We start from the raw sequence: 13670 nt of genomic DNA, 5'->3' as shown, positions 1-13670 counted from the left end.
GATGTTGCAGATGTTTCTTTTCCCCTGGAGTCCTCCTTCCCTCGTAAGAGTGCTATTTCCTGCCCTGAGGGACTGAGCTTTTCCCTGCGAGAGCCATCGCCAGGATCTCTGCGAGCTCACCGTCCTCGAGCTTCACAGAATTTCCCTGCATGCTGCTTGCCCCTTTTGCCTTCTCAACCACGAGGGGAATATCCTCCTCCTTCACTCCAAAAGCTGACAGCGGAGGCACCTCAAGTGCCGCGCACACTGTTTCCAGCCACTCTACGGCCTCCCTGGAGGCCGCCTTTTCATTGCCTGTGAGAAGACGCCCTATTTCATCAAATCGTGAAAGTGATTCCCTTCCTGACCCGCGCTTCCTGAGGGCTCTTATATTTGCTGCCGTCACATGGGGAAGGAGCGAGGCGCAGAGAGCGCCATGGCTCCCGTGGAACATCCCCCCGAGTGGGCCGGCAAAGCCATGGACCGCACCAAGCTTGGCATTTGAAAGGGCCATGCCACCGAAAAGGCTCACAAGCGACATATCCTCCCTGGCTGCCTCGTCTGTTCCGCATTCATAAGCGCGCCTGAGGGACCTCCCTGCCCTCGCGATGCCTTCACGGCAGATCGCATCGGTCATGGGATTTGCCTTGTGGGATACAAAAGGCTCAATGACCTGCGTGAGGGCATCAAGGCCCGAGCTTGCCGTCACCTCCTTCGGGAGGCCCACCGTGAGGAGAGGGTCCACAAGGGCGATACGGGGAAACATGAGAGCGCTCCTGAGACTCACCTTCACCCTGTGCTCCGGAGATTCCATAACGGCATTGCAGGTCACCTCGGCTCCTGTCCCCGCCGTGGTGGGAACGGCAATGACGGGAAAAGGCGGGTTCTCCAGAGGCATGCCTTTCCCTATCACTTCAAGAAAATCAAGGAGGTCACCGTCATTGGCGAGGAGGGCCCCTATGGCCTTGGCGGTGTCCATGGCGCTCCCTCCGCCTATCCCGATTACCATATCACACCGGAAAGCCCTGGCCTTCTCTGTGCCTTCCCTCACCATGGCCATGGTGGGCTCACTCTTCACTTCAAAGAGGCTCCAGCCTATCTGCTGGGATGAAAGGCTTTCCAGCAGGGGATCGCGCACCGCGGAAGGCATCCCTGAAGCCACGAAGGCACGGGATCCGAAGGAGGCTGAAAGCTTTGCGAGCTCGTCCTTCACCCCCTTCCCGAAGACTATCCTGGTGGCTGTGGCAAACTCAAACTTCATGGTAATCCCACCCGCCCTCTCCGGGGAACACGTTGTCATATTTCGAGCTCGCCCTCGGCCCGGCCATCATCGCCTCGACGGTGTCCTTCCACTTCCTGTAATGGGCTGTCTCCTTGTGCTTCGCCGGGTCGTCGGGAGTCCTGTACACCTCTATAAGGATGAACTTTGAAGGGTCGTCCTTCTGCTGGATGACGTCAAACCGGGCAATTCCCGGCTCCTTGATGCTCGCCCTGGCGTTCTCAAGAGAAGCCTCCCTGAATGACCCGATAGACTCTTCCTTCACATGGACATGCACAAGCACCACAAGCATAATCTTTCCTCCTTTTACTCTGTATGGGGAGTGCTGCGGTTTTCCAGGCGAGGGGATCACTTTTTCATGACTGAGGTGCCTGCAACCGCTCCTTGCACTCATTGAGGGTCTCATCGTATAATATACTTCATGGACCTCATGAATCCTGTGTGAAGGAGCGCCGCAAATGATCAATCCCTGTGAGTCCCGGGAAGACTATGAAAAGCTCGTCGCTTCGAGCAGAGCGAAGCCCGTGCTTCTCCTGAAGCACTCGACGCAGTGCCCCATCTCAGCCAAGGCCAACCGCGAGTTTGAAACCTTCGCTGCTGCCGCCGGGGGCGTGGAGTGCTGGAAAATCCCTGTCATCGAGGAGAGAGACCTTGCCCGGATCATAGCCGAAAAGACAGGCATTGCCCATCAGTCTCCCCAGGCCATCCTCTTCGTGAACGGCGCGCCGGTGTGGAACGCATCGCACTATTTCATCACCGCGGAGAGCCTCAGGAAAGCCTGCGCTTCGGCGCTGAAGCAATAGAAAAGGCCCCTTGCGGGGCTTGGCAGCATACTGCCGCAGAGAAGAGCACTCTTAAAGCACTTCAAAGGTGTTTTCGTCAAACTGCACGGGAAGACTGTTCAGTGCCTCCTTTTCATAGAGAGGGAGCGACAGCACCTCCTCGACGAGCTCGAAGCCGCTGCCGGGCAGGAGAAGGGGGATCACGTTGGGAAGGTTGTAGTAATCGCCGTCAAAGGTAATTACCGTGAAGTCCTTCCCCTCCATGTCCTTCTCAAAGCAAGTCACCCCGTGGTTATTGACCTTGACAAATATCACTTTCACAGTCTTCCTGTGGCGCGCTTCGTAACGCTCAAGCATGTCCTTGAACTTGGGAGGCACATTTTCCTCACCATCGGAAATGACAAGCACCTGATCGATATTCTTTTCCATGAGGCGGGAGAAAGGCGCCCCGATGCTCGTGGCGTTGTTGGCCCTGATGGGGGCGAAGGCCCGCTCCCAGGCGGTGAAATCGCCGGTTTTCGCCTGTATCTCGAAGGAGTTGCTGTCAAAGGCGTATACGTGAAGGTCCGCCGTGGCAATTGACGAGCACATGGTGGCCAGGAGCTTTCCTATCTCGATGCAGCACTCCATACTCCCCGACTTGTCTACGAAGATTGCCGTGGGAATGTTGATGGTGCCTCTGTTCTTGATGCGCTTTGCCGTGAGCTCAATGAGCTCTTTCGCAAGATTGGCGTCGGCATTTATCCTTGAGAGGGCCACCATGGACTTGAAGTCCGACACGCGGGACTCCTTGGCTCCATGGCGGAGCTTCTCCTCGATGACCGATCTTGTCTCGCCGCTCTGGAGGGCGCCCCTCTTCTCGAAGAACTTGAGGGAATTGATTACCTGCTGGGGCGTCATTACCGACGCAAGGGCGTAGAGGATGCCGGGCGTGAAATGCTTGATGGCACCAAGGCAGGCAGTGAAATGGATCCTGTGGGAAAGAATCATCCTCGCCTGCTCGTCGGGCCTGTCGGCATACTGCTTGAGCCTCTTGGCGACGAAGACCCTGCTGTCCTGGGGGGGGTCATTGCGGAAGAGCACCTTCTCCGCCCTCTCGCCGGGCTTGATATGGAGCGTGGCATAAAGATACTTGAGGACATCGCGCCTCCTGATGACGTGCTCATCGAACCAGAGGGGATTCTCTTCCCTTCTCCTGAGGTAGAAGGTGACGGCTGACCTGAGGGCCCTCGTGGTGAAATTGAGAATCTCCTTGCAGTAGCGGACTACCCGTGCCACCTGGTAGGGGCGGAGGTGCTGGAGGAGCACCGTGCCGTGGATCCTGTGCTCGGGAAAAGTGCTCGTGAGAAGGTGGGCCGCGAAGAGCTCGTGGTGATCGCGGATTGTGCCTTTCTCGAGGTACCACCGGGCGATGTGGGCGTAAAAGATGGGATCCTCCTCGAGGGCCCGGAGGTGAATCTTCCCGAAGGTTGCCAGGTCGCCATGGCTGGCCTTGAGGAAGCTGTCGATGAGCCTCGAGCGGATGCCGCATTCACCTGTGGACGAGGCATTGCTGCGGGAGCGGCTGAGGATATCGCGGTATTCAAGGATGGGCGCAAGGACGGCCTTATTTTTACCCATTCCTTTGCTGCGCTTTCTCTGCTGTCGTGTCGAGGGGGGGGTGATGTGCTGCACTTCCGCGGCTTCGGATTCGCCGCTCTTTCCCCCCAGGCGCTTTATCAGTTTTGCGAAGGCTTTCATAGTGATCCTCCTCTGCGGTAGTTTCTCTTTGTATCTCCAGTATACCAGCAGAGGGGAAAAAGGTCGGTGCTCCATGATACCGCCCCTGTGTGCCCCGGAGCACAGATGGGCCTGAATCGGAATGTGACAGTGATTATCGGCTCATCTTTTGCCAGTCGCTTGTTCCGTGCAAAAGCAAGCCAGAATCGTGAGGCCGGGGGGCCATTAACATATTACTAGCAATATGCTATAATATAATTAGATGATGACGGCAACAGGAAGGCACGGAAGAATAGATAAAGCCGGCTTTGCAGCAAGTCAGGCAATGAAAAATGGAGGATTGGACCATGAGGTACCCTGCACGAGTGACGATAGAGGAAAAGGGCTTTTCCGCTGATTTTATCAATTTCAGGAATCTCTCGGCCCGGGGCGACACCTTGGAAGAGCTTGAAAAGAACGCAAGCGAGATATTGTCTGCGACGATAAAACAGTTCATTGACCAGAACCGCAGAGTGCCTGTCTCCACAAGCGTGAAAGGTGATGACATTCTCTGGGTCCAGCCCCATATCCATATAATCCAGCGCATGGCCCACAAGAAATACTGCCAGTGCCCGGTGTGCAGGAACATGAGGGGAGAGCGCCCGAGCAAGAGAAAGATAGGGCTCTTTGTGAGCAATGAAATATTTGAAAGCATGCGCGACATTGCCAGAGAGAGAAGAATGAGCCAGAACAGACTCTGGGAACAGGCCGCGAAAAAGTTCCTGGCCGACTGCTGAAGGCTGGCGCAGTAGTGTTGATGGCCGGTTTGCTAGCAGTATTCGGTGATGGCGAGATCCTTCAGCGTGACAGTGTAATTCCTCATGGTTCCCTCTTCCAGGTAGGCCAGAATTACCTCTGTGGCCACCGACACCACAAGAAGTGAGAGGTTCCTCGAGAGGGGCCTCTCGCAGGGGTCCTCACCGCCTCCTTCCGGCACTCTATAGCGCTCATTCCATATGACCTCGCCGTAGCCGTCGTTGCTGATACCGGCATGGACACAGGGAATTGAAAGCCTCGCTGCGGTATCCTTCACTATTCCCCTCGCCATGCTGTTGTCGAAGGCATCGATGACAAGGCCGCAGTCTTTCAGGAGGTGGTCCGAGTTCCCCTCGACGAGGTCCTTGTTGAGGGAGGTGACTTCAGCTCTGCAGGCACGGGAGAGAAAAAACGCCAGGGCCTTCGCCTTGGGCTGGCCCACGTCAGCGGTACTGTATGGCTGGTTTGCAAGGTTTCTCTCCTCCACACGGTCCCTGTCCAGGACCGTGAACCTCTTTATACCCATCCGCGCGAGGTTCTCGGCAAGGTTCCCGCCAAGGGTACCGGCGCCGCAGATAAGAAGTCTCTTTTCAGCTTCCATGGCTTTCCTTTCGACCTCAACGAGGTCTGTCACCGATGGTTCCCCTCAACGCCACAAGCGAAGAAAGCGACGTGATGTCCTGGAGCCTGTCGCCTCCGGCCAGGCAGAACCCCGCCGAGAGGACTGACAGATTCCTGTCAAGGATCGTCGAATACCCCACGCCGTTCCTGGTCCATATCACCCTGTACCCGGCATCGACCTCGGTGCACTCCACGAGGTGCCCCTCGCCGAGGCGGAGAGCTTCCTCTATCCGCCTTATGTGAGCCTCTTTGTGTGATTTCTCCGTTATCTTATGGAGATCAAGAGCCCGTACATAGGCTTCAAGCTCCCTGGCGGTGAAAAAATCCAGGGAGAGCGTTTCTGCAGGCCTCTCGCCCACAAAGGCTTCACGGAGCTTCTCGCCTTTCTCTGGCGACACTTTCTCGTCGAGGTACACAAACAGATGAGAGAGACCGTCATGAGCCACCACGATTCTGTCAAACATGCGGCAGCCCTCGACGAGATGCACTGCGATAGCTCTTCCCCTGCCCATGTCGCAGGCCCACCAGGTCCCGCCCATATCGCGGTGAAAGAGCAACATGGAGACCCTGCGGCACGAGGCAAGGTAGTCCTGGCGCTCCCATTCCTCGGCCTCCCTCACGAACCCGGCCCTGCCGCCGGCTCTGACGGCAAAGACTCCCCAGCCCTCATGGGAGCGGGCAAGAGAAAGCTCTCTCACTGCGCCGGAGTGTCTCATCTGTACTTTTCTGCCGGCGATGACGGGGGCGACGAACTGCCGGCCCACCATGGTCTCCTCACGGGAGAGTATCTTCTCAAGCACCTCCATTGACATGACAGCACCTTCTAACCAAAAACCGCGGGGGGGCGGATGACAATCCCGTCAGGGTTCCTGTCTATCACGAGCTTGCTGAGCTCCTGGCGGGGCAGCTCGATGAAATCTGAAAGAATGCTCCTGATGGTATTGTCGGGCATGTCGCCATGAATGCCCCATTCGGCGGCGTCGAGCGTGGTGCTTTTTCCCTGGCAGCGCACATGAACCTTCATAATCACACCTCCCTTTCTCTCTCAAGTATATCCCGACCGGGCGGAGAAATCTGTGCCGCGAAGCACAGTGAAAGGGTGGCTCTCAGAGCGGGGCGCCCGACGGGGCATTACGGGCAAGGACTTTCTTTACGATTATCTTGAGGAGCTGCGTATCGACTGGGAGGGGAATGACCTCGTCAAAGGCGCCTTCCGTCGAGGGGAGCCTCAGAGTGGTGATAAGGATCCGCGGCAGGGCAGAAAGGAGAGGCTCTTTCCCACAGAGGCCGGCAAGGTCGGCTATTTCCCTGTCCTGGAGCTTCTGGTAAAGGATAAGGAGGGAATAGCTCTTCTTTCCGAGCATCTCAATAAGGTCTTTGCATGTCCTGGTAACCTCTATGGAATAGCCTTCCAGTGCAAGCATCTCCTTCACTGCCTCAATGCCGCTCTGGTCATCGCCTGCAATGATAATGGATTTCACGGCAGGCGCCTCTTCGACTGAGGCCATGCCCTCAGGAAGGCTGAAAAAATAAGCCGTGCCTTTCCCCGGGGTGCTTTCAAGCTTTATCGTGGAGCCATGGCCTGCAAGGATGTTCTTCACGATGAAGAGGCCCAGGCCTGTGCCCTGACGTTCACCCTTCACCTGGGAGAATTTCTGGAAAAGCTTGCCCTGCTCGGCCTGGGGAATTCCGCACCCTGTATCGGAGAGGGTGATATTGACGCGCCCCTTGTCACCGGCTGCATTGACGATGATTGTTCCCGCCGAAGGGGTGTACCTCAGTGCGTTGCTTATAAGGTTATAAAAGACCTCCCTTATCCTGGCGCGGTCGCCATGGAGCCACAGCTCCCCGGAGCACCTGAAATCAAGCGTCACATTTCCGATGACGGCGAGAGAGTGAAAAGTCTCCTCGAGCTCCCCCAGGAGGCCTTTCAGGGAAAAGTCCTCCATGTGGTAGGACATCTCTCCCGCCTGGAGCCTCGAGGCATTTACGATGTTGTTTATCATGGAGAGCAGCACTTCACACATGTTCCTGATCGTCTGCACGAAATCCAGCTTTCTCTGTGAGATCTCTCCGAAGCGCCTGTCGGCGATGAGCTGAAGAAATCCCATGATTGAAGTGAGAGGGCTCTTCATATCATGGGTGAGGGTGGAGATAAACTCTTCCCTCGCTTTCGCAAGCTCATCCTCGGCAAGCTTTCTTGCCGTAATATCCCTGAGCACGGCCATCAGGGGATACTCGCCGCCAAGGGAGATAGGACACGAGGAGAACTCGATATGCCTCTTGGCTCCGTCCTTGCCGGTAAGACCTATCTCCAGAAACGGCGGTTTTTCCCTGAGCTTGCTGCAGGATCCCAGGGCTTCCCCGGCTTTTTCCCTGTCCTCAGGCACTACAAGCTCCAGAAATCTCATACCCTTGAGCTCATCAGCCTGGTAAAGAGTGATTTCCCTCATTGCAGAGTTGGAAAAGGCAATGACCCCCTCCTTGATGAGCAGCACACCGTCATGGGCCTGCTCCACAAGCGTTGAGTACTGCGCCTCGGACTCCCTGAGGGCTTCCTCGGCCTTTTCCCTCCTGCTTCTCGCCACGGCAAGAAACCACGATATCAGGGCAATCACCACGAGCAGTGCCATGTCGAGCAGGGCCAGCTCCCTGAGGACAGACTGGGCAGACTCTTTTATGGAGGTTCTGGGAAGATAGGAGATCACTTTCCAGAAATATCCCTGCGAAGGCCGGGAAGCTGTCCCCTCTCCCGGCAGGCCTTGAATCTTCGCCGCAAACCTGCGGGCCTCATCGTCAAAATATATGGTCCTGAAAGAGAAAAGCCCCTGTGATGTCTCAAACTGTCCCCTGTCCTGGCCCGTAATACGCTTCCATTCCGTGGGAAAGCGCTCTCTCAGCATCTCGGTATCCTGGTACTCGCCATGGAACCTTCCGTCTCCCGGTATATCTTCCCGCATCACCACCATGCCTGCTGAATCAATAACCACATCAATGCCGGTGGAGTGAAAGGCGAAATTCCTGAGCTTGTCAGTGATGGTGGAGGCCAGGTAGCGTACAAAGAGCACGCCTTTCATAGTGCCTGCCTTGTCATAGAGAGGCTTTCCCAGGTGGAAAAAGAGGGTCTTTCCCGGCCCCGCACCCTCATCATTCACCAGCGTTGAGATAAAAAGCCCCTTCCTGTCAAGGCTCCTGGTCTTGATAAAATGCTGCTCCTGCCCGATATTTCTCAGTCTCTCATATGCGGTGGCGTAGGGCCCCCCCGGGCTGGAGCAGATATTGAAAATCTCCCTTCCGGTCTCGTCCAGAAAGGATATGCTGCCATAGGCAGTCTTTGTCCTCATCACCGAGAGGTATTCCTCCACCAGCACGTCGCGCCAGTCTTTCCGTCCCTGATGGTCGAAGACCCAGACCTCAAACTCCGAGGCAAAGACCATCAGATCAGAGAATGCATCTCTCAGGTCGGCGGTGATTGAGGCGGTGAGTAGCTCTGCATCGGCATTCTGGCTTATCATCGCTATCTGGGCGCGGGTTTTTGTCTCTATCTCGTAAACGCCCGCCGTAACTAGGAGGAGAACAAGAAGAGAGGGGATAAAGATGGCGAAAAAAATGAGGACCACAGGCCTGCTGCTCTTTTTCATAGAGAGACACCGCTCCAGGTATTTTTTCGAATAAGGCTTCCTCCTTATAGAATTCATCCATCAGAGGTGTTTCCCCCTCTTTTGCGAATCATGTACCTGCCCGACCCCAAAAAGAGACCCGGAACCGGGAACCCGGTTTCAGGGGGAATATGATGATTCATACTGTGGCAAGGTGAAATTCCAGTAAAATTCTTCATGGAGGCTCTTATGGAAATCGGCTTTGCGGGACTCGGAAAGATGGGATCCCCCATGGTGATAAGGCTCCTCAGGGGAGGCCACAGGGTCGTCGCTTACAACAGGAGCCCCGAAAAGCTGAAGGCCGTGGAGCAGGAGGGCGCTTCGCCTGCCCTCTCCCTGCAGGACCTGGCGGAAAGGCTGAATGCTCCCCGCATTATCTGGATAATGGTCCCTGCAGGGAGCGCCACCGGGGAGATGGTGGAATCCCTCGCATCCCTGCTGAAAAAGGGCGATATCCTCATCGACGGGGGAAACTCCTATTACGGCGACTCGGCGGGAAGAGCCGCAAAGCTCAGGGAAAAAGGGATATTTTTCCTTGACGCAGGGACAAGCGGTGGCATTTGGGGCCTGGAAAAGGGCTACTGCCTCATGGTGGGAGGCGACAGGGAAGCCTTCGATTATGCCGAGGATATCTTCAGGGCTCTTGCTCCCCCCGGCGGCTATGCCCACGTGGGGCCAAGCGGTGCGGGACACTTCGCCAAGATGGTCCATAACGGCATCGAATACGGCCTGATGCAGGCCTACGCCGAGGGCTTCGAGATCCTTGAATCCAAGAAGGAGTTCAGTTTTGATCTCCATGGCATGGCAGCCCTCTGGAACAGGGGAAGCGTCATCAAGTCGTGGCTGCTCGAGCTTTCCGAGAGGATTTTCGCTGCCGAGCCGCACCTGGAATCGGTGAGAGGCTACGTGGAGGACTCGGGCGAGGGGCGCTGGACCGTGGCGGAAGCCCTGCAGAACAACGTGCCGGCGCCGATTATCACCTATTCCCTCATCGCGCGCATCGCCTCCAGGCAGAGCGAGTCATTCAGCGCCAAGGTGCTTGCCGCGCTGAGAAACGAGTTCGGCGGCCATGGCATGAAAAAAAAGTGACGCCTGGAGGATAAGGGCTCCGCCGGGAAGAAATTTCCAGAGAGGCGGCCCCATAGCCCGGTAGATAGAGACGCGCAGAGGAAAAACATCAAACATGTAAGGAGGGAAATCCATGCCGAAAACCAGGATGCACGACCTTGCAAAGCTGGGGCAGAGCGTATGGCTTGACAACATCAACAGGAAGCTTCTCAGGAGCGGCAGGCTCAGGGAGCTTACCTTCATGGGGCTCCTGGGCCTCACGTCCAATCCCACCATCTTTGATAACGCCATAAGCAAGAGCGAGGACTACGACGACGAGATAAGGAGCCTGGCGGAAAAGGGCCTGCCCCTCTTCTCCATCTATGACGAGCTCACAGTGAGAGATATCCAGGAGGCGGCGGACCTGTTTCTCCCCATACACGAGACTACCAGGGGTCATGACGGATACGTGAGCCTTGAGATAAACCCGAAACTCGCCAGGAACGCCAGGGAGACCGTGGAAGAGGGCCTGAGGCTTCACCGGAAGGTCAACAGAGCCAACCTGATGCTGAAAGTCCCTGCCACCGATGAAGGATTTCCCGCCGTCGAGGAGATTCTCTCCCATGGTATCAACGTCAATGTGACGCTTATTTTCTCTCAGCGCCAGTACGAAAAAACTGCCAGGGCCTACATGAAAGGCCTTGAAAAGCTTGTAAAGGGAGGCGGCTCCCCGGCAGCAGTCCACTCGGTGGCAAGCGTCTTCGTGAGCAGGATAGATTCGGCAGTGGACAGGCTTCTGGATGAAAAGATCCAGGGCACTGAAGACCCCGCCGCAAAGGGAAGGCTTGAGGCTCTCAAGGGAAAGGCGGCCGTTGCCAATTCACTCCTCATCAGTGAAAAGCACCGCGAGCTTTTCGCCCTGCCGGAGTTTACTGCCCTCAAGGAAAAGGGCGCGAATTTCCAGAGGGTTCTCTGGGGCTCGACAAGCACCAAGAACCCCGCATACCGCGACGTGAAATACGTCGAGGAGCTCATCGTGAAAAACACGGTGAACACTATTCCTGAACAGACCCTCAACGCGTTCCTCGAGCACGGAGAAGTGAAAGACTCGCTGGCAGAGCGCACCGGGAAGCCTTCCGACCTCGTAGCGGAGCTTTCAAGGGAAGGCATATCCCTGGACGATGTCTGCGAGAAGCTCCTCCTTGAGGGACTCGTGTCCTTTGAAAAATCCTTTGACTCGCTTCTTGCGAGCCTTGAGGCCAAGTCAAGGAAACTTGCCGCGAAAGGATAAGGTAAAGCGATGAAAGCACAAAAAACAAGGGTAGCGGTAGGCTCCGATCACGCGGGCTACGAGCTCAAGGAGTTCGTGAAATCTCTTGTGACCTCCTTGGGCTATGCCGTTGATGATGAGGGAACTCATTCGACTGAGAGCGTCGATTACCCTGATGTTGCCGAAAAAGTTGCTCTCAGGGTCGCGGGTGGCAGGGCAAGCCTGGGGATTCTCTCCTGCGGCACGGGAATTGGGGCTTCGATTGCCGCCAACAAAGTGAAAGGCATAAGGGCGGCCCTGGTGAAAGACGAGGAGACGGCGCGCTTGAGCCGTGAGCACAATGACGCCAATGTGCTTGCCCTTGCCGGTCGCCCCTTTGACAGGGACCTGGTGGAAAAAATGGTGAGAGTATGGCTTGCCACACCTTTCGCGGGGGGGCGCCACCTCGCGCGGGTGAATAAAATTACCGCCATTGAGAATAGATATCTTCAATAAATAAAATGCAAAGGAGGAGCGTTCAATGAGAAAAACCCTCGTCCTCACCCTTCTGTTTTCGCTGCTTGCCGCTGCGGGAGCCTTTGCCCACTGCGAGATCCCCTGCGGCATCTATGATGATGAAAATACCTTCATCAAGATGGAGGAGCACCTCACCACCATTGAGAAGTCAATCAATGAAATCATCCGCCTCTCCGGGGAAAAAGATCTGAACTACAATCAGATGGTGCGCTGGATAATGAACAAAGAGCACCATGCCGATGAGTTCCAGCATTCGGTCTCGCAGTATTTTCTGACGCAGCGCGTCAAGCCCGCCGATGAAAGCGACAAGGAGAACCGCGCCCTTTACTTGAAGAAGATTGCCCTCCTCCATGAAATGCTTATTTACGGCGCGAAAGCAAAGCAGACCACGGACCTCAAGAACGTGGAGAAACTGCGGGATCTGCTCAGGCAGTTCAAAACCCTGTATATGAAAAAGCCTTAGCATGGAGGCATTATGGAGGAAAGCGGCCTTTATGTCTGCAATATTCCTGTAGAGAGCCTCAACATCAGCCCTTTCGTGATGGTCATCTTCGGCGGCACGGGGGACCTGAGCCAGAAGAAGCTCCTCCCCGCCCTCTTCCATACCTTTGTCGATCACCGCTTTCCCCATGACTCCATAATTCTAGGCGTGGGCACCAGGCCCAGGAGCATTGAGGAGTACAGGGAGTTCGCCATGGAGTCGGTAAGGAAGAACTGCAGGGAGAAGCCCGGCGAAGGATGCCTTGCCAGCTTTGCCTCCCACATCAGCTACCTCCCCATGGATGTCACCAGGGAAGAGCACTATGAGCTGCTCCATAACTTCCTGAAGGAACATGAGTCGGCAAAGAACGGCATCATCTATTACCTTGCCGTGCAGCCGGAGTTCTCGCCAGTCATTATTGAAAAACTCAACGCTGCAATGATTACAGCCCGCTTCCCTGCCGGGAAGGTCGTGATGGAAAAGCCCTTCGGCTGGGACAGGCCCTCGGCGGAGGAGCTTAACGGCATTGCCCTTGCCGCTTTCAGGGAGCAGAATATTTTCAGGATAGATCATTACCTTGCCAAGGACACAGTGCAGAACATCATGTTCTTCCGCTTTTCCAACAGCATCTTTGAGCCCCTCTGGAACAGGCTCTATATCGATCACGTCCAGATTACCGTGGCCGAAGAGATAGGGATTGGGGCCAGAGGCCGCTTTTATGAAAAAACGGGCGTCGTGCGTGACATAGTCCAGAACCACCTGCTGCAGCTCATCGCCCTCACCGCCATGGAGCCCCCCGCAGCCTTCGAAGCCGACCTCATCCGCAATGAGAGGGTAAAAGTCTTCAGGGCTCTCCGACCCATGAACGATGAGACAATAGACAGGCTTACCGTGAGAGGCCAGTATGGCCCCGGCCGGATCGGCGGCGAGGCAGTGAGAGGCTACAGGGAAGAGGAGCTCGTGGACAGGGGCTCGGCAACTCCCACGTTCTTTGCAGGAGTCTTTCATATCGACAACTGGCGATGGGCCGGGGTTCCTTTTTACGTGAGGGCCGGGAAGCGCCTCGCTTCAGGTATCACCAGGATCAGCATCCATTTCAAACAGCCGCCTCTCAAGCTTTTCAGCAGCACCTGCGACACTCTTGATCCCGACGTGCTCGTTCTCACCATACAGCCAGAAGAGCGCATATCAATCCACTTCGGAGTAAAATACCCGGGGAAAGCCAACACCATCTACCCTGTGACCATGGACTTCAACTACGACGAGGCATTTCATATCAGGCGCCACCCACCTTACGAAAAGATCCTTGTTGATCTCATGAAGGGCGACCTCACGCTCTTTGCAAGGCAGGACGAGATCGAGGCCGCATGGTCCGTCGTCGATCCGATCACAAAAAGATGGGACGAAGTGAAGCCGGGAGATTTCCCCGATTACGAGGCCGGCACATGGGGCCCCCCCGAGGCGGCGGAGCTTATCCAGAGGGACGGCCGCATGTGGCTGTGAGGTTCCTTCCGGGGATGCC

The 13670-nt window shown here is 56.0% G+C and carries 14 protein-coding genes; 7 read left to right on the top strand and 7 right to left on the bottom strand.

From position 1 onward, the window contains the following. Positions 1–52: 52 nt before the first annotated feature. Positions 53–1240 carry an iron-containing alcohol dehydrogenase gene (locus RDV48_17140; GenBank protein MDQ7824531.1) on the bottom strand — a complete coding sequence of 396 codons (1188 nt, stop codon included), beginning with the start codon at positions 1238–1240 and terminating at the stop codon, positions 53–55. Next, positions 1230–1550, bottom strand: coding sequence for an antibiotic biosynthesis monooxygenase (locus tag RDV48_17135; protein ID MDQ7824530.1), 321 nt, complete (start codon positions 1548–1550; stop codon positions 1230–1232). The genes RDV48_17140 and RDV48_17135 overlap by 11 nt, the downstream gene beginning before the upstream one ends. Before the next feature lie 166 nt (positions 1551–1716). Here RDV48_17135 and ytxJ point away from each other — a divergent pair, with 166 nt between their 5' ends. Continuing rightward, positions 1717–2061, top strand: coding sequence for a bacillithiol system redox-active protein YtxJ (gene ytxJ, locus RDV48_17130; GenBank protein ID MDQ7824529.1), 345 nt, complete (start codon positions 1717–1719; stop codon positions 2059–2061). Between the two features lie 51 nt (positions 2062–2112). Here the strand turns inward: ytxJ and RDV48_17125 are convergent, their stop codons facing one another. Next, positions 2113–3780 (bottom strand): hypothetical protein, encoded by a 1668-nt coding sequence (locus tag RDV48_17125; GenBank protein MDQ7824528.1) that lies wholly within the window; start codon positions 3778–3780, stop codon positions 2113–2115. Positions 3781–4106: 326 nt separating this feature from the next. On the opposite strand from RDV48_17125, the gene RDV48_17120 reads away from it, so the two are divergent. Continuing rightward, complete coding sequence (locus RDV48_17120) at positions 4107–4535, top strand: type II toxin-antitoxin system HicB family antitoxin (GenBank protein MDQ7824527.1); 429 nt, start codon at positions 4107–4109, stop codon at positions 4533–4535. Positions 4536–4567: 32 nt separating this feature from the next. Here RDV48_17120 and RDV48_17115 read toward each other — a convergent pair whose 3' ends face one another. The 4 genes from RDV48_17115 to RDV48_17100 all read right to left on the bottom strand — a co-directional run bounded on the left by RDV48_17115 (position 4568) and on the right by RDV48_17100 (position 8816). Further along, complete coding sequence (locus RDV48_17115; protein ID MDQ7824526.1) at positions 4568–5188, bottom strand: ThiF family adenylyltransferase; 621 nt, start codon at positions 5186–5188, stop codon at positions 4568–4570. Continuing rightward, positions 5172–5987: a hypothetical protein gene (locus RDV48_17110; GenBank protein ID MDQ7824525.1), complete on the bottom strand. Its 816-nt coding sequence runs from the start codon at positions 5985–5987 to the stop codon at positions 5172–5174. Before RDV48_17110 ends, RDV48_17115 begins: the two co-directional genes overlap by 17 nt. 11 nt (positions 5988–5998) lie before the next feature. Next, positions 5999–6199 carry a hypothetical protein gene (locus RDV48_17105; protein MDQ7824524.1) on the bottom strand — a complete coding sequence of 67 codons (201 nt, stop codon included), beginning with the start codon at positions 6197–6199 and terminating at the stop codon, positions 5999–6001. 82 nt (positions 6200–6281) lie between these two features. Then, positions 6282–8816, bottom strand: coding sequence for an ATP-binding protein (locus RDV48_17100; protein ID MDQ7824523.1), 2535 nt, complete (start codon positions 8814–8816; stop codon positions 6282–6284). 207 nt (positions 8817–9023) lie between these two features. Here RDV48_17100 and gnd point away from each other — a divergent pair, with 207 nt between their 5' ends. The 5 genes from gnd (at position 9024) to zwf (ending at position 13651) form a co-directional block, all read left to right on the top strand. After that, positions 9024–9923, top strand: a complete 900-nt coding sequence (gene gnd, locus RDV48_17095) for a decarboxylating 6-phosphogluconate dehydrogenase (GenBank protein ID MDQ7824522.1) — start codon at positions 9024–9026, stop codon at positions 9921–9923. Positions 9924–10035: 112 nt separating this feature from the next. Further along, entirely contained in the window at positions 10036–11172 is a 1137-nt protein-coding gene (tal, locus tag RDV48_17090; protein MDQ7824521.1) for a transaldolase, read from the top strand. A 9-nt stretch (positions 11173–11181) separates the two neighbouring features. After that, on the top strand, positions 11182–11646 hold the full coding sequence (gene rpiB, locus RDV48_17085; protein MDQ7824520.1) for a ribose 5-phosphate isomerase B: 465 nt from the start codon (positions 11182–11184) through the stop codon (positions 11644–11646). Between the two features lie 25 nt (positions 11647–11671). Next, a complete protein-coding gene (locus tag RDV48_17080) occupies positions 11672–12130 on the top strand; it encodes a superoxide dismutase [Ni] (GenBank protein ID MDQ7824519.1) in 459 nt (152 codons plus the stop codon). Positions 12131–12142: 12 nt separating this feature from the next. Continuing rightward, a complete protein-coding gene (gene zwf / locus RDV48_17075; GenBank protein MDQ7824518.1) occupies positions 12143–13651 on the top strand; it encodes a glucose-6-phosphate dehydrogenase in 1509 nt (502 codons plus the stop codon). The last annotated feature ends 19 nt before the right edge of the window (positions 13652–13670 follow it).

The sequence above is a fragment of the Candidatus Eremiobacterota bacterium genome (genome assembly GCA_031082125.1).
Taxonomy (GTDB): domain Bacteria; phylum Vulcanimicrobiota; class CADAWZ01; order CADAWZ01; family Ess09-12; genus Ess09-12.
The sequence above is the reverse complement of the archived record's forward strand: the minus strand, read 5'-3'. Positions and strand labels throughout refer to the sequence as shown.